Origin of the sequence: Ktedonobacter racemifer DSM 44963, from assembly GCF_000178855.1 — a bacterium.
In the GTDB taxonomy this organism is placed as follows: domain Bacteria; phylum Chloroflexota; class Ktedonobacteria; order Ktedonobacterales; family Ktedonobacteraceae; genus Ktedonobacter; species Ktedonobacter racemifer.
Window position 1 is genome coordinate 953,677 of the sequence record NZ_ADVG01000004.1, and the last position, 17,169, is coordinate 970,845.

Annotated in this window: 15 protein-coding genes and 1 pseudogene; 5 read left to right on the forward strand and 11 right to left on the reverse strand. The window is 53.4% G+C overall.

The annotated features are described in order from the left end of the window. Positions 1-100: 100 nt before the first annotated feature. Genes efeO through KRAC_RS45835 form a run of 3 tightly spaced genes read left to right on the forward strand, consistent with a single transcriptional unit; the run spans position 101 to position 3,446 of the window. On the forward strand, positions 101-1,255 hold the full coding sequence (efeO, locus tag KRAC_RS45825) for an iron uptake system protein EfeO (protein ID WP_007919078.1): 1,155 nt from the start codon (positions 101-103) through the stop codon (positions 1,253-1,255). Positions 1,256-1,285: 30 nt separating this feature from the next. Then, complete coding sequence (efeB, locus tag KRAC_RS45830) at positions 1,286-2,551, forward strand: iron uptake transporter deferrochelatase/peroxidase subunit (RefSeq protein ID WP_007919079.1); 1,266 nt, start codon at positions 1,286-1,288, stop codon at positions 2,549-2,551. A gap of 28 nt (positions 2,552-2,579) precedes the next feature. Beyond that, positions 2,580-3,446: an FTR1 family iron permease gene (locus tag KRAC_RS45835; protein ID WP_007919080.1), complete on the forward strand. Its 867-nt coding sequence runs from the start codon at positions 2,580-2,582 to the stop codon at positions 3,444-3,446. A gap of 68 nt (positions 3,447-3,514) precedes the next feature. Here the strand turns inward: KRAC_RS45835 and KRAC_RS45840 are convergent, their stop codons facing one another. Then, positions 3,515-4,267, reverse strand: a complete 753-nt coding sequence (locus KRAC_RS45840) for an SDR family NAD(P)-dependent oxidoreductase (protein WP_007919081.1) — start codon at positions 4,265-4,267, stop codon at positions 3,515-3,517. A 249-nt stretch (positions 4,268-4,516) separates the two neighbouring features. Between KRAC_RS45840 and KRAC_RS45845 the strand changes: the two genes are divergently transcribed. Continuing rightward, on the forward strand, positions 4,517-5,404 hold the full coding sequence (locus KRAC_RS45845; RefSeq protein WP_007919082.1) for a LysR family transcriptional regulator: 888 nt from the start codon (positions 4,517-4,519) through the stop codon (positions 5,402-5,404). Between the two features lie 34 nt (positions 5,405-5,438). On the opposite strand, the gene KRAC_RS45850 is transcribed toward KRAC_RS45845, so the two are convergent. From KRAC_RS45850 to KRAC_RS63890, 4 genes are all read right to left on the reverse strand, one after another. After that, positions 5,439-6,125 (reverse strand): DUF998 domain-containing protein, encoded by a 687-nt coding sequence (locus KRAC_RS45850; protein WP_007919083.1) that lies wholly within the window; start codon positions 6,123-6,125, stop codon positions 5,439-5,441. A 138-nt stretch (positions 6,126-6,263) separates the two neighbouring features. After that, on the reverse strand, positions 6,264-7,283 hold the full coding sequence (cydB, locus tag KRAC_RS45855) for a cytochrome d ubiquinol oxidase subunit II (protein ID WP_007919084.1): 1,020 nt from the start codon (positions 7,281-7,283) through the stop codon (positions 6,264-6,266). A 28-nt stretch (positions 7,284-7,311) separates the two neighbouring features. Then, positions 7,312-8,583, reverse strand: coding sequence for a cytochrome ubiquinol oxidase subunit I (locus tag KRAC_RS45860; RefSeq protein WP_007919085.1), 1,272 nt, complete (start codon positions 8,581-8,583; stop codon positions 7,312-7,314). A gap of 43 nt (positions 8,584-8,626) precedes the next feature. Then, on the reverse strand, positions 8,627-9,289 hold the full coding sequence (locus KRAC_RS63890) for a PadR family transcriptional regulator (protein WP_007919086.1): 663 nt from the start codon (positions 9,287-9,289) through the stop codon (positions 8,627-8,629). A gap of 179 nt (positions 9,290-9,468) precedes the next feature. Here KRAC_RS63890 and KRAC_RS45870 point away from each other — a divergent pair, with 179 nt between their 5' ends. Then, positions 9,469-10,290, forward strand: coding sequence for an alpha/beta fold hydrolase (locus tag KRAC_RS45870; RefSeq protein WP_007919096.1), 822 nt, complete (start codon positions 9,469-9,471; stop codon positions 10,288-10,290). 909 nt (positions 10,291-11,199) lie between these two features. On the opposite strand, the gene KRAC_RS72805 is transcribed toward KRAC_RS45870, so the two are convergent. The 6 genes and pseudogenes from KRAC_RS72805 to KRAC_RS67800 all read right to left on the reverse strand — a co-directional run bounded on the left by KRAC_RS72805 (position 11,200) and on the right by KRAC_RS67800 (position 16,941). After that, a complete protein-coding gene (locus KRAC_RS72805; RefSeq protein ID WP_157507918.1) occupies positions 11,200-11,397 on the reverse strand; it encodes a hypothetical protein in 198 nt (65 codons plus the stop codon). A gap of 207 nt (positions 11,398-11,604) precedes the next feature. Further along, positions 11,605-13,056, reverse strand: a complete 1,452-nt coding sequence (locus KRAC_RS45885; protein WP_040441717.1) for an RNA-guided endonuclease TnpB family protein — start codon at positions 13,054-13,056, stop codon at positions 11,605-11,607. After that, the gene (locus tag KRAC_RS45890) at positions 13,025-13,633 is read right to left on the reverse strand and encodes an IS607 family transposase (protein ID WP_007904842.1); all 609 of its coding nucleotides are present in this window, start codon (positions 13,631-13,633) and stop codon (positions 13,025-13,027) included. The genes KRAC_RS45885 and KRAC_RS45890 overlap by 32 nt, the downstream gene beginning before the upstream one ends. A 184-nt stretch (positions 13,634-13,817) precedes the next feature. Next, complete coding sequence (locus tag KRAC_RS45895; protein WP_007919102.1) at positions 13,818-14,477, reverse strand: class I SAM-dependent methyltransferase; 660 nt, start codon at positions 14,475-14,477, stop codon at positions 13,818-13,820. A 108-nt stretch (positions 14,478-14,585) separates the two neighbouring features. Further along, a complete protein-coding gene (locus KRAC_RS74105) occupies positions 14,586-15,002 on the reverse strand; it encodes a hypothetical protein (protein WP_169461030.1) in 417 nt (138 codons plus the stop codon). A 437-nt stretch (positions 15,003-15,439) separates the two neighbouring features. Then, a pseudogene (locus KRAC_RS67800) lies at positions 15,440-16,941 on the reverse strand (zinc ribbon domain-containing protein). Positions 16,942-17,169 lie beyond the last annotated feature (228 nt).

Consider the following 17,169-nt stretch of genomic DNA (forward strand, 5'->3'; position numbering starts at 1 on the left):
CGTGAACTCAGATATTAGGGTGACCTAATATCAAGTCCATTGAGTCGGATATTTCTAACGCTGGACTCCTCGGCAAAATGTATTGAAGAGGTTTTTCAAAATGATGTTAGCCAGGCAGCGTATGCTTCTCTTTACCTTACTTATGTGCGGCTTGCCACTGGTATTGCTCACGGCCTGTGGCGCGGCGAGCAACAACAGCAAGACGAGCAATAAGAACGCGGTCACGATCAATGCCTACGATAACTATTTCGACCCCAAAACTATCAATGTTTCAGCCAATCAGCCCGTCCAAGTAACCTTTGTGAATAAAGGCACCAATGTACATATCGTCGAGATTAAGGGGCTGGTCGCCGAAACCACGATGCAGCCAGGCGAAAAGAAGACCTTCACCATTACGCCGCAACAGCGCTCTTACAAGCTCTACGATGAACTCTATGTCAGCAAGGGCATGGAAGGTGCCTTTACTGGCACCGATAAGGCGACCTCCACAAACAACACCCAGTCCGACAATGCGCAGAACGCTAAAGTTAAGAGCGCAGTCAAGACATACCGACAATACGTTATCCAGCAGACAGATGGTCTAGTTACAAGTACGCAGCAGTTCAACGATGCCATTAACGCGGGCGACCTCAATAAAGCAAAGGCACTCTACGCGCCGACGCGTGAGTATTATGAGCGTATCGAACCCATCGCCTCAAGTTTTGGCAATCTCGATCCCGGTATCGATGCCCGCGAGGGTGATGTCCCCAATGAGCAGTGGACCGGTTTCCATCGTATCGAGAAGGCGCTATGGGTTGATGGAAAGACTACGAGCCTCAAAACATATACCGACCAGTTGCTGAAGAACGTCAAAGACTTGCGCCAGAATTTGGATGGGATTAAACTGGTACCAACCGATATTATTGATGGCGCGGTTTCCCTGCTGAGCGAGGCCTCGCATACCAAAATCACTGGTGAAGAGGATCGCTACTCGCATACCGACCTGTATGACCTGGCGGCCAATGTCGAGGGTTCGCAGGTAGCCTTCAACAGCTTCAAAGACTACCTGAGCGAGAAAAATCCTGGCCTGCAACAGGATATCGCTGGCAAATTCCAGAAAGTGCAGGACGTACTCAAACCATTCCGCACCGATAAGGGGTTCATGGACTACGCCACTCTCAAGGACGGAGATAAGCGCGCAATTGCCCAGAGCATTGACGATGCAGGCGAATCCCTTTCCAAAGTCGCAGTCTCCCTTCCCAAAACAGCAAACTAAGCGAGAAGTAAAGAGAGATGGTAGAAGTACATGAGTGAGAAGACTGGCCAAAAATTTAATCGGCGCAATATGCTGATCTCCGCCAGCGCGGCTGGAGCAGGCCTGGTCCTGGGTGGAGGAGGCGGCTATGCGCTAGCTCACACGCAAGGACAGCAAGCTATGCAACAGACGAGTAACAACGACATCATCTCCTTTTATGGAGAGAAACAGGCAGGAATTACAACACCTCAACAGGATCATCTCCACTTCGCCGCCTTTAACCTGACGACCCAGGATAGCAACGAGGTCGCCAGTCTCCTGCGCATCTGGACCGTGGCGGCGGCGGCTATGACCTCGGGCAAGCCTATTGGCGAGGGCGCGTTTCCAGATCATGCCCCACCTCCCGATACTGGTGAGGCCCTGGGACTACCAGCCGCCAACCTGACCATCACCTTTGGCTTTGGCCCAACCCTCTTCACCAAAGATGGGAAAGACCGCTATGGACTCGCTGCACGCAGGCCGGAAGCCCTGGTGGATCTCCCCTCGTTGCCAGGAGACGCTCTCGATCCCACTCGCTCGGGAGGTGATCTCTGTGTGCAGGCCTGTTCAGATAATCCCCTGGTCGCCTTCCATGCCGTGCGTAACCTGGCCCGCCAGGCTCGCGGACTGGCAACTATCCGCTGGTCGCAGCTAGGCTTTAACCGCACCGCCAGCACCAGCACCCAGCAGGAAACGCCACGCAACTTGATGGGCTTCAAGGATGGCACCAATAATCTGAAGGTTGAAGATCCCTCACTCATGGATCAACACGTCTGGGCTGGCAACGAGGCCGCCTCCTGGATGCATGGCGGCTCCTACCTGGTCGCGCGCCGCATTCGTATGCACCTCGAGTCATGGGACCGCGACTTTCTGGCCGACCAGGAGAAGGTATTCGGCCGGAGGAAGGTCTCGGGGGCGCCCCTGACCGGCAAACAGGAGTTTGATGCCGTCGATTTGACCGCCAAGCACCCGGATGGGACCTCCATCATCGCTACCAATGCACATATTCGCCTGGCACGAGAGGATGACAACATCCGCATCCTGCGCCGTGGCTACTCATTCACGGATGGCATGGATAAAGTGACGGGCGAATTGGACGCCGGCCTCTTCTTCATCGCCTTCCAGCGCGACCCGCGCAAGCAATTTATCCCCCTGCAACAGAAGCTAGGGCAGCGGGACCTGCTCAACGAATACATCACACATAATGGGAGCGCGATTTTTGCCTGCCCTCCAGGGACGCAACCGGGAGGCTTCATTGGAGAGACGCTCTTTGCTTAAGACCCTGGAGAAGGAGTAATCCGTAGTAATGCTCGCAAATTTCTTACCAACGTTTGTCCTGTTCCTGCGCGAGGGGCTGGAGGCCAGCATGATCGTGAGTATTCTGCTCACCTCGCTGCGCCAGCTCAAAATGACGCGCTATAATACCTCCGTCTGGCTTGGCGTGGGCCTGGCCCTGCTCTGCTCGTTCACGGTTGCGGCCCTGCTCAAGACCGTCAGTAGCCTCTTCAGCCCTGACTTCCTCAGCATCTTCAAAACCGTTACCTATTTCATTGCCGTCGTCATTATTACATGGATGACGTTCTGGGTCCAGCACCATAGCCGCACCCTTAAGCAAGAATTGGCGGGCCAGGCCAGCGCGGCAAGCTCCGGCTTCGCCCTGGGCCTGCTCGCCTTTAGCACCGTGGGGCGCGAGGGCATCGAAACGGCGATCTTTACCCTGGCCTTCGCCTTCCAGGCTGATACACAGATCCTCCTCCTTGGAGCATTATTGGGAGTCCTGGTCGCCATCGCCCTGGGCGTGCTCATCTATCGGTTTGGCTATCGCCTGAACTACCGCATCTTCTTCCGCGTCATGGGTATCCTCCTGCTAGTCATGGCGGCTGGTTTGTTTAGCAACTTTATTCAGGGCGCCCAGGACGCCGGCTGGATCACCTTCGGAACCACACAAGTCTGGGATACCAGTAGCATCGATTGGCTCAGCGAGAATAAAAGCATTATTGGTAGCTTGTTGCACATCTTCACAGGCTATACCGAGAACACGAGCATCCTGCAAATTGTAGGCTTTGTTGTCTACCTGGCTATCGCGGGCAGCTTCTTCTGGCGCATGACCCGCAACCAGAAACTCAGCCTCCCCAGCGCCACACCAGAACAGGCTGCAACACTCAAAGGATAAAATGCAATAGATAACAGAAGGGTCATGCCAGGCGGCATCTGGCATGACCCTTCTGTTATCTATTGCATTTAGCGTCCAAAGAGCCAGCCACCATTCACGTTTAGTACCTCACCGGTGACAAATGAGGCCTCGGGCGAGGCCAGGTAGTGGACCGCGGCGACCACGTCATCGACATGACCACCTCGCCCGGCTGGCGTCTCCTTGATGATGCCATTGATTTTCTCATCGGTCCAGGCGCCAGTAAAGCCAGTATCAGCGATATAGCCAGGGGCTACGGCGTTGACTGTGATCGATTGCGAACTCAGCTCACGCGCGAAGCCATAGGTCAGGCCGTGCAAACCCGCCTTGGACGCGGCATAGGCGGTTGAGCCAGCCCGACTGCCACCAGTGAAAGCGGCAATGGAGCTGATATAGATGATACGCCCACCGGGCCGCACCAGATAGGGGCCTACAGCAACGGTCATGAGAAAGCTGCCCTTTAGATTCGCGTCAATGACCGCGTCCCACTCACGCTCGGCCTCGTCAAGCGGCATATCGGTCGTAGCGCCACGCACAAAGCCCGCCGCATTGATTAATACGTCTACCTGGCCCCACTGCTCTACGATGGCCGTCACAGTAGACTGCACCTGCTCGCGCTGGCTTACATCCGCCTGGTACCAGGAGACCTGGGAGCCAAGCTCTTCAGCCGTGGCGCGCAGCGTGTTACGGTCGCGCCCAATAATTGCGACCTGCGCCCCCTCCCGGGCAAAGCGCTCCGCCATCGCACGCCCCATGCCGCTATTACCACCAGTAATAATGATTCTCCGAGCCTGCTGATTCATATATTTCCCTCCTCAAATAAATGATACAATCATCGGTTTTGTGCTCAGCGTCTGCGACACCCCACAGGATAAGAGGATGTGGTGGGGAACGTCCACAGGCCGTTCCACCACATCCTCTTATCCTGCGAGCCACATAGTGGCGAGAAGTCTCGGGTAGACACAAAACCGATAGGCTTAGCATAAGAGAAAATAACTTATCTGTCCAATATATAAGTTGTGTTATATTTATATGCAGGAGATATAATACGCATGGAGCTACGACACTTACGCTACTTTATAGTTGTCGCGGAAGAGCTACACTTCAGCCGCGCAGCTGAGATCCTGCATATGGCGCAGCCGCCACTCAGCCAGCAGATCCAGAGCCTGGAGAGCGAGCTGGGCATACCGCTCTTGATCCGCACCAAGCGCAGTGTACAACTGACCCCCGCGGGCAAGGCTTTTCTGGTGGAGGCCAGGAAGGTCATCGCCCAGACCGAGCGAGCCATTGAGGCCGCGCACCAGGCCCATAATGGCCTCCTGGGGCAACTGGATATCGGTTTTGTGGGCACAGCCATGGCTGAGATCCTCCCTATCATCTTAAAAGCCTTCCGCGAACGCTACCCCCTGATCACAACAAAGTTGCAGAACCTGGTCACCACCGACCAGGTGCAGGCACTACGCGAAGGCCTGATCGAGGTAGGCTTCATCCATCCGCCAATTCTCGACACCACCCTCAAGCTAGAGGTAATTAGCCGTGAGCAACTGGTTGCCGTCCTGCCCGCCAACCACCCTCTGGCAAGCCAGGAAAGCATCGATCTTGCCCAGCTCAGAGATGAACTGTTTGTACTGTATCCCCGCGCCTGGAACATCGGCCTCTTCGACCAGATCATCAGCCTCTGCCAGCAGGCAGGCTTCTCAATGCGCCTGGGACAGGAGGCTCTGGGCTGGGAATCAATCATCAGCCTGGTAGCGGCGGGCTTTGGCGTCTCTATCGTTCCCGCCTCATCCCGCCTTTTGCGCAGTCTGGATGTCGCCTACCGCCCCCTCCAGGGAGCCGCCCCAACCTTCGATCTCGCCCTGGCCTGGCTCCCAGACAATACATCACCCCTGCTACACAACTTCCTCCAGACCGCCCGCGAAACCGCACAAGGATTATGAATGCGAATCACGAAATGCTATGCCCAATTTCCAGTCATTTAGCGCTTCGAGTAGTGAGCAAGCGAATTCCCATCACTACATACCATACAAGGGCCTCGACCACAAAGATGCGATTGATGAGACCGGCAGATGGCGAAGCCTGCGTTGAAGGAGCGGAAAAGGAAGAGATGAGAACGAAGAGAGCAGGAATGATGGTGATAACGCTAGCGATGATCGAGTACCAGCCATAGACACGCCTGCCAGCAGTCTTCCTGAGCTGCCAACCAATGATGAGGTATGCAAGGGGCAACGCGAAGAAGATCACCTCGAAACCAATTGAATGCAGCACTGAGTGAGCAACGTTCTGTGACTCTCCAGGGGCAGCCGGTACAAACACACCATCATTGATAAACGTCAAACCGACGAGCAAGAGCAAGGCCGTACTAGCAAGCAATGGTGTTCTCTTGATCAGAAGGTTCATCCCCTGGAAGAAACCGAGAGCAAAGAGCATGAGTAGCAAACCCAGAACAATGAAATTGATGCTCTGAATCCAGCCATTCCACCCAATTTCAAGGTAGCTGATCGGCTGACTCATAACCGAGTAATCTGGCTTCACAAAGCCATCAAGCGAGAAGACGAATATAAAAAGGATGGGTGCAATTACTCCCGCCCAGTTGGAGAGGCGTAGAGCCAGGCTCTGTTTGCTGCCTGTTGCCGTTGATAACGAGTTGACACCGTTCATGCTAGAAATTCCTTTCACCGCATAGAATGACTCTTTGCTTCTAAAATGCCGAACCTCAATATATGACAACATTTGGTCATTGACGAAATTTTCGCAATGTTGGCACACCAACACCTTCATTTGACTTAGTAGCTTTTCTTAATAATGCAGACGGCTCTCCATGTGGAGGCGTTTGCGGAAGATCCAGTAGCCCAGGGCCTGGTAGGCGATGATGATGGGCAGGAAGATTAAGGCAACCCAGGTGAGCAGGACCAGGCTGGAGGGAGCCGCCGCCGCGCGCTCAACCGTCAGGCTCCAGGCGGGCTGAAGGCTTGAGACCAGGAGGTGCGGGAAGAGGCTCATGGCCAGCGTGCATACGCCACAGAGCATGGAGAGACTCGTCGCTATGAGCGCCCACCACCAGCGCTGGCGCTGGATCAACTGGCCCGCAATAAAGAGCAGCAGGGGCACAAGCATACTCAGGGGAGCGATCCAGGGCACGGCCAGCAGGCGCAGCATGGCCTGAGAGACGAAAGCGCCACCAATAGCCAGCAACACAACCAGAAACAGCGCCGGAATCCAGATCCTCCGCGCCGCCCTCTCAACACGCATCGTAATAGCCGCATCTACGCGCAGGCGGAGGAAAAGCGCGCCTTGGAGCGCGAAGAGGACGATAAAAGTGAGGCCCCATAACAAGGCCAGGGGCGTCAACAACTGCCAGGGGGTGCCCACAAAACGCAGTTGGGCATCCAGGGGAAGTCCCTGCACAAGCGCGGCCGCGATCACACCCCAGACCAGGCCGGGCACGATACTGCCGCCGCAGATAACCAGGTCCCAGAAACCACGCCAGCGCTTACCGGTCCGGTGACTGCGAAACTCCAGCGCCGCCCCGCGCAGGATCAGGGAGAAGATCAGCAGCAGCACAAAGCCATACATGCTACTCAGGAAGGTACCATACCACCTGGGGAAAGCCGCGAACATAGCGCCAAACGCCGCCACCAGCCAGGTCTCATTCCCTAGCCAGAAGGGACCCATCGCGTTTAGGAGCATTCTGCGCTCTCGGTCGTCCTTGCTCAGGAAAGGCAGGAGGATACCGATACCATAATCGTAGCCTTCCAGAATAAAGTATCCAGCCAGTAGTAGGCCAACCAGGCCATACCAGAGTATCTGCAGATTCATAAAAGCCTAACCTCTTTCAGCAATAGCGCTACTGAAGCGCGAAGACATTCTCTGCTTCCTCGTTCGATGCCTCTTGTTCCCTCGTATCAGGAGAATCAGGTAGGCCCAGGCGGCCATACTTACATAGCAAGTAGACATCAATCACTGCCAGGGTCGCGTAGATCAGGGTAAAGGCCAGCAGCGAGGTGAAGACCATCGATACATTAAGTGAGGGTGAGAGTGCGTCGCTCGTCTTCAATAAACCTTGCACGACCCAGGGTTGGCGCCCCATCTCTCGCGTTAGCCAGCCGCTGATATTCGCCAGATAGGGGAAGGCGATCAATGGCAACAAGAGACGCAGGAACCAGCGCTGACGCACAATCGCATCCTTCCAGAGAAGCAACAGGCCGATAAGGGAGGCTATCAACAATAACACAGCCAGAATGACCATGAGATGAAAAGTGTTTACAATTACCGGCATCAAAGGGATATAGTTGCCCGGACCATACAACTTGACGAATTGCGCCTGTAAGGCAGCAGCGTCTCCCACCTTCCCAAACATCGCCGCCTCTTTCATAGGCTGGACTTTACCAACATTTTGAATCTGTGCTCCACCTACCAGGATCACAGCCAGGCTGCTCAGGAAGGCGATAATCATGCTCAAGCGCAATGAGTTACGGAAGACGATATGTTCTGTCGTCCGCCTAAGCAGGTTAAAAGCACTGACGCCGCTGACGAAGAAGGCGCCAGTCAGCAGACTACCCGCCGTCACATGCTCCAGGGCGATCAAGAAGTTAGGATTCGTGACCAGAGCCGAGATGTTGGTCAGGACCAGTTGCCCATTGTGGATCTCGTAGCCTACAGGCTCCTGCATAAAGCCGTTGGCGATCAGGATAAAGACCGCCGAGAGGTAGACGCCGAGCGTCACGATCCAGATGAAGGCAAGATGCACCTTCTTCGGCACGATATCCCAGCTCGCGAGCCAGAAACCAAAGAAGGTGGCATCCAGAAAGAAAGCCAGCAGCGTTTCAATTGCCAGCGGCGCGCCGAAGACGTTTCCCACATAGCTGGAGAAAGCGGACCAGCTCAAACCAAACTGGAACTCCTGGACCAGGCCAGTCAGGAATCCCATAGCGTAGTTGATAATATATAACTGGCCCCAGAAGCGGGCCATGCGCCTGTAGGTCTCATCTCCACGCATGACGTAGAGCGTCTCCATCAGCGCCACCATAAAGACGAGGCCCAGCGTTAACGGCACAAAAAGAAAATGGGATACAAGCGTCAGGCCCGATTGCCAGCGCGCCAGCATCAAGGTATCCATCCTTCAACTCCTTTATTTGCGGGGTCTGTGAGACATCCAATGTCTACTCAGCCCTCTCTATCTCGGCTATCGCCCGTTCAAACCAGGCAATCTCAGCGTTTAACATGTGCAGATTATAGTCGACGAGCTGTAGAACAAAGATACGTTCACCCTCGTTTAGCTGAGGGTTTAGTTTTACACGTAGCTGCCCCTTGCGATAATGATCGCGAAACGTCTCCAGGTAGGTGCGATAGCGCTCAAGCACACTTAGACGCTCTTGAGGCGTAAGCAGGTTAAACTTTGACAACTGAACGGCAAACAGTTCAGGGTGATAAGCATACCCCTGTGGCTGGTGCATCAGCTCAAAGAAGCGCTCGCGTCCCGCGTCAGTAATCGTGTAGGCGCGGCGAGGCTGTCCCCGCTCCCGGCGCTCTTCCTGGGCAAACTCACTCTGTTGCTCCACAAAGATAGTAATCAACCCCTCCTGCTCCAGGCGCTTGATGAGCGGGTACAGCGTTCCCCAGCTTAACTGGCGCTGCGGCCCCAGAATGCGGTTGATAATCTCGTTCAGCTTATATCCATGGTGGGGACCTTGCATCAGCTCACCCAGGACAAACAGCTCATACGCCGGATTTGACCTGCGGGCTTCAGAGACACCGCCCTTCTTGCCAGTGTGAGCAGCCTCCTGCTCTCCTAACTGCTCCGTCTGATCGTTCTCGTGCGACATCGCTACCCCCTCTTTTTATTACGGCTCGATATAATTATAACGAACCGATAGTAAAATTACAAGTCTTGCAATCATCAATTAAAGAATTCTTACTAATCAGGAATAATTTCAGCCTTATTTACTGTTAAGATAAATGCAAAATATACTGTTCGCTTGTTAATAAGGAGCCTTCTGAATTTATGGAATGTCTGGTTCATGATACCCCTATTTACTATGAAGAATATGGTCAGGGAACGCCGGTTATCCTCATCCATGGATTTACGCCCGATCACCGCTTGATGACCGGCTGTATGGAGCCATTATTTGCGCAGAAGACTGGCTGGCGTCGGATCTACCTCGACCTACCTGGCATGGGGCACACACCAGGGAAGGCATCCGTCAATAGCAGCGATGATATGCTCGACCTTGTTCTGGGCTTCATCGATGCGCTTATTCCCGGGCAGCGTTTCTTGCTGGTGGGCGAGTCCTACGGGGGTTATCTTAGTCAAGGTGTGGTTTTACGCAAGTTTGAACAATTGGCGGGGCTGGCCTTGATATGCCCAGCGGTCGTCGAGGGACGTGTCCCGGGTGACCTACCCTCACATACGACAATTGTCTCCAATCCTGAGTTCCTTGCCACACTTGCTCCAGCAGAAGCAGAAGAATTCGGTCCGATGGCGGTAGTACAGGATGAGTATAACTGGCAACGCTTTCGTGACGAGATCCTGCCTGGTCTGCGCGTGGCTGATCGGGAGTTTTTGCAGAAAATCCGGCAGCGCTACCGCTTCTCGTTCGAGGTGAATCAGTTGCCGCAACCATTCACAAAGCCAACCGTGATTTTTACGGGCAGGCAGGATGCCTCAGTTGGCTACCATGGTGCCTGGCGCATCCTGGACAACTACCCACGCGGCACTTTTGCCGTATTGGACCGCGCTGGACACAACGCGCAGATTGAACAGAGCCAGCTTTTCAACGCCCTGGTGAATGAATGGCTTGAGCGCGTGCAAGAAGCTACGCGCTAACATAGACCAGGAAAAAGCGTTTGCTCTCCAAAAGAGCGCTGGCACATGTGTGCCAGCGCTCTTTTGGAGAGCACAAAGTATATATGAAAATTATTCAAGCAACCTTCATCTCTCCAGCCACAGCTAGCTCGATCATAGCTACAGATCCGTGCAAACGTTGAGACTTCAGGCTGAATCAGACTCCAATCCAGCAATGAACCACTCAGTCCTGCATCGAGAATGACGGTAGGGCTTTCTTCTCCGCTACAGAGGACATGTAAGCGATGTCCGCCAACGCCAACGAACTTGCCAGGGGCAGCATATCGTCGTCTATCTCGCGCTGAGGCCAATGCTTGATATAGTATCCCTGTTCCCGTCAGAAGGAAAACAACACCCAGGACACAACCAGCGAGTGATGTGAGATGGCAATTTCGCCTGTATTGAGCTTGCAGTTTCTTGAGAAAAGATTTCATACATGTTCTCCACTCATTTGCCATATGCGAATAGACTCCACATGACGGACGACACGCAACAACAGAAGCCAAGAGAAAAGGAAATGGCTCTTGAATGAAGAAAGTCCTTACACATGTGGATGTAATCAAATTGTCAGATAGACAGCAACATTGGAGGTGACATGCCTGGAAGAATCCTTTATTGAAGTAAAGTAAACCAAGTATATAGAGAGCAGATAAAACCTGTCAAGCAAGCACTGTTGTCTCGTGGTTAGGTTCTTCGTTCCTTCGCTTGGTGTTCATAATGAGGGGGCTTCTGAAAACAAGCAAGGAGACACCTCTCTCACTTAGGTGAACAACCGAGTCCAACGACATTTTTCGCTCGATCATGTCATCCCAATGGATTTGGACAAGAGAAGGAGTACGCCTTCTCTTTGAGACCTCCATGAAAACTGGCAGCATGATAGTGGACTCTTATCTATGGCTCATAGCTACGTCTTTTTGAAAGACCAATTGTGACAAATATAATCCCAACCACAAATCCAATAAATTCGATGCATATAGGATTACTAAGCACTAATATTGCTGGTAAATCTTCCGAAGCATCTCGATGAGTTGGAATATATGTCAAATTAAGCCAAAATAATCCATAAGTAAAAGCAACAACACTTGCCACAATAAAAATACTCCCCCAAAGCACAAACGAAGCACTGGCTCTTCCTGGCTTCTCCTCTGAATTACCCATTTAATAGTTGATCAAAGCATAACCATCTATTGCAATGATTATCCTTCTCACTTTAACCTACGCCTGTTTACCAAACAGCGGACTAGGCGGGAGGATGCACTACGAGCATCCTATGCACCTCTCTCTACTGAGAGATGTTCACTCGTGAGATGATTCCAGGAACATCTCTGGGGGATCCCAGAAGCTCAACTGGACGGGAGGCCCGGCATCCTGGATCCTCTGCTGATTCTGCTGTTTCCACGCTTCATGCCGCGTCATGAGGAGCGCCTTGACCTCCGAGGTCGAGCGACATGCCGCCAGTTTCCGATCCCCCCAGCGTCCCGCGAGCGTCTGTGCGGCTTTGCGGTCGGCCTGGTCTGCGTAACCACAGACCAGGCACTTGAAGGTTTTCTGGTTCGGCCGATTAGCGCGATCGACATAATGGCAGCGGGGGCATTCCTGAGAGGAATAGGCGGCTCGGACCGTGTGGGCTGCCATGCCCTGTTTGGCGGCGGCCCAGGCCAGCTGCTCTGGGATATGCCCCAGGTGAGAAGCATACAGATAACTGTTCATCACCCTTGCTTTGAAGCGCATCGAGGCCACATTGAGGTCCTCATAAATGAGTCTGGCATCTCGATGATCTTTGACCAACGCATTGACCGCCCGGTTGATCTCTTGCTTGACGTGACGGCTCAAGCGTTGCGACGTTTCAGAACTTGTCGAAGGAAGCTTGCCCTTTGGGACGCCTTTCTTTTCCAGACAGGCTCGCAGTTTCGCCTTGCGGCGACGCTTTTCCCGATCGTGCTTGTGCTGTCGGGCCATCTTGCCATGAAAACTGCCATACGCTTTATTGGTGGAGGTCGTGAGGAAATGGGCAATGCCCACATCGACGCCTACTGTAGGGGCGTCAGGCTTGGTTTGAAGAGGAACGTCCTCGTCAAAGGAGAGCGTCAGCCACCAGACTCCATTGCGCTTGTGAAGTGTTGTGGATGCATTGAGCGTGCGGCCTTCGAGTGCTCGTTTGTGATAGGAGGCGAGTTTGACTGGGACTCGAAGCGGATTCCCGACATCTAAGGTGGACACGCGCAGCCAGTAGTCGAACGTGGAGTCCTCCGACTTCTCGAGCACCACCACGTTGACATTGGCTTGGATGACTGGCACACGCAGCACAGGGAGATCCCATTCGGTCCAGGTCGGTTCGCGGCGTTTGAAGGCGGACATCCGGCCTTCCGCCTGAGCCTTGGCCTGAGCATAATCAGCCACATCTTCCAGGTACGCCTGATAGGCGTTCGCTCGATTCGTGCGAACGCTTTTGGCAATGCCTGCGGCTTGCTGTATTGCCACTCGATGCAAGCGGTCGGAAAGATCGGTTTTGAAGACGGTTTCTTGGTACTTGTCCGGGCTTGTCTCGGCCTCGCAAAACAGGGTGGTGTACTGTTGGCACAGCGGCAAGTAAACCGCCACAAGCTGATCGAGCGCCTCAAGTTTGCCAGGATTGGCCTCAATGAGACGGATATGGGTCACCGCTCGAGTGATGGTCTGCTTCGTCTTCTTTTTGCGCTTGCGCTTTTTTTTCTCATCAAGCGAGGCTTTTTGGGGCTTCTTGCTCACGGGCGGGTCCATTCTGCTGCAAAGCCGCTAGCACTTGTTCCGTCTTGCGTTTGGCTCGTCTGCGACCATAAAGACGAGCGCAAAACGAGGGAATGATGCTGATAAAATCGCCCATGAGATCATCTTCGGCGGTATCAGCGGTGTTGACGATGACCAGTTTCCGTCCTTGCATAGCCAACAAGGTCTGAATATAGGCCACGCCAAAGCGAGAAGCGCGATCTTTGTGTTCAACCACGATCTGCCCGATTTTGAGATCTGCCAGCAGCGCCAGAAACTTGGGCCGCTGATCGTTGATGCCACTGCCGCACTCTTTGACGACTTTGCTGACCGACCAGCCTTGGGCATTGCACCAGGTCACCAGCCGCTCGGCTTGCCTTTCCAGGTTGTCTTTGTTTTCGCTGCTTGAAACACGAGCATACACAGCGACGGCGTGGACCGGAACCGAGCGAAGCTCCGGCGGATCAATGATCACGGTGCCGGTGGGCAATTGATAGCCGGGAATCTGGCCGCGTTTCCACATACGCCAGGCGCTGTTATAACTGATCCCAATCTTCTTGGCATAACTCGATAACTTCATACATCCAAGTATACTCTATCTGCTTGAGATATGCAAGAGATGATGATACTTTGTGATGGTTGCTTATACAAAATGGATACCTCCATAGACAATTATCAAACACTGCCAATTAAAAAGCCTCACTGGTAGCTTCCCTGTAACGTACTCATCCCTCGAACGTAAACCATACGTAGAAGACAACGTTTCAAGGAAAATTTTTCCTGAAAATAAGTTCGAATTGTACGCGATCATCGAGAGTTTGGAGAAAAATTAGAGGAGATTGTGCACGCATGAAGAGGAGTGAAGGAACTTCTCGATTCCCTGGCACTTGCTCAGCACGTTCACCAGTTGCCATTGGCTCTATCATCCGTTCAAGGGTAAAATTGGCAGCAACAAGCGTATTGAGATACGTGCTAAGTATGCGATGATACGCCCCTACACGGCTACGTACCCCACCTCGCTCAGACTTCCAGTTCCCTTCTTGGAAGTAACCTCTCACGAAACGTCCAATCTGACCGTCGTTAGTGGTGAACCATTGGGCATGGGGTGCCTCAAAACAAGGATGGGTAACGGCAAAAATCAGCCATCCTCCAGGTTTGAGAATCCGTCTTGCCGTTTGAAAGACGGCTTGGAGATCAGGAATATCCATAAGAGCGAGCACACATACGACCCCGTCAAAAGTACCGTTGGGGAGTAAATGAGCACTTTGAGCATCATCCTGCTGATAGACAATTCCTTGTGGTTCCTGCTCCTCATACTGGCGAGCTAATGTAAGCAAATTTTCAGCAAGATCGATTCCTCTCACCTGCGCGCCTCGTTTTGCAAGTTCACGGGCAAACCAACCCTTTAAGGCCCAGCTTGACACCCTTACCGCTTGCCTGTTTAAGCTCAGAACAGCCCTAAATTTGTAAAGCCGTGTAAAAACATGCCTCCATATGTAACATACATTGTTCTAGAATCTCCCTCATCCTGCTCAGGTACGCTGCAAGCTCGCGCGAGCTTTCTTCCTGCCGATGAATCGTCCAGGAAGGTACAGCATGCAGCGGAGCGTGACAACCAGGATGAGGGTGGCATTGGCATAGAACATACCATTAGCAAAGATAGTAGGCCAGTCGATATCCTGAGCAACCTGACCAGAGTGCTGTCCTATCAGTGCATCCATCTCATCCCAGCTATAGGGCGGGCTGTGAGTTGGCTCCCAGGAAAATATCGAGGCCCCCAATGGATATCCCCGGGCTTCCGTATAGACAATATCGCAACAGACCCGATGGTAGAGAATGTGCTGGTAACTTAAATACAGACCGAGACCAGCACCAAGGACAATCAGAAAAATTTGCCAGTAATTCAGACGTAAGACCGAGAAACGCCGCCTACCCAGAACAAGCACCATGCCAACTGCTATCACCAGAGGGCAGAAAAGAGCAATTCTAAGGAGAGCAGGAGAATCTACATGCACTGTAAGAGGGTCGTAATCATTGGACACAACTAGCGTTGCCACAATGAATGCAATCGCACTCAAAGCGAGAAAAGCGATGGAAAAAACTTTTGCCCCTTTGTCTGCAAGCACCTGAAGTCTCTTGAAAAAAGAGAGCTGAGAGGAATCTGGTGATGGTTTATCGCGCATTCTGAATCTCCTTGAGCTTATCCGAAAACGGAAAGACGCCAGGCTCCTCGTATCAGCCGGTTTTCAGATAAGCTCTTCGTATGTAGTGACACTCCGCATCGGTTGAAACCGAGCAGCTTCTGCCACTCTTCCGTAGTCGGCATTCTGAGTAGGTGAGGCGTAGCCTCTACTCGGTGTGACTGCCGTAGTGGGGGAGGAATAGCTCAGGGTCGCTCGTCCATCCAGAGCGTTCCCTGTTGCGCGGTGCCATGCACGTTGCGTTCTCCATGCCTCGCCTCAGAGATGGATGGTCCCTTTTGACGTTTGGCGTCTTGGGAGAGAGCAACACCTGTCTCTTTCGAGACTCTGCCTGCACGTCGCACAGCAGTATGAGGCTTTTCTTTGAAGGGTTCTCCATAGCGCTCAAGCAAGCGCTGACCGATCTTGAGACTGGCATTGCGGTCGGCGTGTCCGCGCATCTGGCACTGTGGGCAGACGACCAGAGCAGCGCCGGGAGTATAGCCCGATTCTGGCTGTCCCTGATTGTAGCGAATGACAGCGGCGTGGCAGCGATGACAGTGTCTGCTGCTATTGCGCGGATTGACCCGGCTGGTGATGATGCCACTTGCATTCCACGCCTTATATTTGCTGTAGCGGAAAATGCGCCCTTTCATCCAGTAGGCTCGCTTCGTATTGCCACGACGCGAATACTTCCCCTTTTCTGGCTGGAGATTGCCCAGGTGCTCAAAGACCAGGATGCTGGCCTGATGTTCCTTGGCGAACTGGACAATGCGACCGCTGACCAGGTGCGCGATGTGTTCATCAAGATGGCGGATTTTGCGCCAGAGGTCGGCATTGTCCTGTTCATTCTCCGCCAGGATGCCAGTCTGTGATCGGTTGCGTGCAATGCGTCCAAGCAGCAACTTCCTAAAGCCCGCTATCTCTGTGCCATTTCCGATGAAAGAGGTGGCCAGGATGGTGCCTTCAACTGTCTGGACGCTGCATACGGCTATGTGCTGGTCGAGATTGAGATCGACCGCACAGATGTGGGTCTGTGGATTGGTCGTGATCTGCTGCTCAACGTTGGCGGGAGCAGCGAAGGTCTTTTCGATGGGAGTATGCAGCCACCACTGCTTTCCCCTGCGAACCAGGGAAGGGCTCCCCATCTGGAAACCTTCGGGGAGATCGCGTGAGAGCAGACCAACCTTGAGCCAGGACCAACACGTCCCGGTCCAGACCGATGCCGCAGGATGCAGTGATCACAGCGCTCTTTCCACTGGCTCGCGTAGAAGGGAACCGACTTGTTCCAACTACGTGGTGGGACCGGTGGTCGCTCTCGGAACGGCTTCGACTTTTTGCCCTTGCGAGGCTTCTTTAATTCGTGTTTCTCCTTGCGCGCTCGCCATTTTTTGAGCGAGGAAAAGAAGGAGCGAGCAGAACCAAGCGCCGCATTGATGGCGGCACGGCGAAACATGGCCGGGATATCTGGGGCGATGTCTGTGAGCGGCATGATGGGCGCCGGGTTTGCCTCTGTCGCATGGGTGAGCCTTTCCAGCGCCGTGAGCGCCTCTTTGTTTGTGAGAGCCAGGAGGCCTTCATGAGCCTGGATACACTCGAAGTAGAAGGCGACGACACGGTTGAAGAGGGCCTGATTGGCCGCAAAGACTTCAGCATGCTGCGGCTGGTAGTGCAATGCCGATCGTATCGTGCTGGTCGCCTTGGCCATGTCTGCTTCCTCCTTGCCCCGTGTGCTCCTCCTGATACTGAGTATAGCATGCCTAGAACATCTTTTCAACAAGCAAGGGCTCAAGCCCGGACACACCTTACCCCGCTCTCAAGAGACGGGGCTTGCGGTGGGCTCAAGCCCAAAATGTCATCAAAGGATCGCACATTTCTAACAACGAAGCTGTGAATTGAGCCACTTTTTGCTCAATTACACCAACTGAATCTCTGC

Bases quoted from the DNA above. Each gene is read 5' to 3' on its own strand.
- KRAC_RS45840 (WP_007919081.1), bottom strand. From the start codon at position 4,267: ATGAATCAGCAGGCTCGGAGAATCATTATTACTGGTGGTAATAGCGGC.
- KRAC_RS45845 (WP_007919082.1), top strand. From the start codon at position 4,517: ATGGAGCTACGACACTTACGCTACTTTATAGTTGTCGCGGAAGAGCTA.
- cydB (WP_007919084.1), bottom strand. From the start codon at position 7,283: ATGAATCTGCAGATACTCTGGTATGGCCTGGTTGGCCTACTACTGGCT.
- KRAC_RS45890 (WP_007904842.1), bottom strand. From the start codon at position 13,633: ATGAAGTTATCGAGTTATGCCAAGAAGATTGGGATCAGTTATAACAGC.
- KRAC_RS45870 (WP_007919096.1), top strand. From the start codon at position 9,469: ATGGAATGTCTGGTTCATGATACCCCTATTTACTATGAAGAATATGGT.
- KRAC_RS45860 (WP_007919085.1), bottom strand. From the start codon at position 8,583: ATGGATACCTTGATGCTGGCGCGCTGGCAATCGGGCCTGACGCTTGTA.
- KRAC_RS45850 (WP_007919083.1), bottom strand. From the start codon at position 6,125: ATGAACGGTGTCAACTCGTTATCAACGGCAACAGGCAGCAAACAGAGC.
- KRAC_RS74105 (WP_169461030.1), bottom strand. From the start codon at position 15,002: ATGGTGCTTGTTCTGGGTAGGCGGCGTTTCTCGGTCTTACGTCTGAAT.
- KRAC_RS45835 (WP_007919080.1), top strand. From the start codon at position 2,580: ATGCTCGCAAATTTCTTACCAACGTTTGTCCTGTTCCTGCGCGAGGGG.
- efeO (WP_007919078.1), top strand. From the start codon at position 101: ATGATGTTAGCCAGGCAGCGTATGCTTCTCTTTACCTTACTTATGTGC.
- KRAC_RS63890 (WP_007919086.1), bottom strand. From the start codon at position 9,289: ATGTCGCACGAGAACGATCAGACGGAGCAGTTAGGAGAGCAGGAGGCT.
- efeB (WP_007919079.1), top strand. From the start codon at position 1,286: ATGAGTGAGAAGACTGGCCAAAAATTTAATCGGCGCAATATGCTGATC.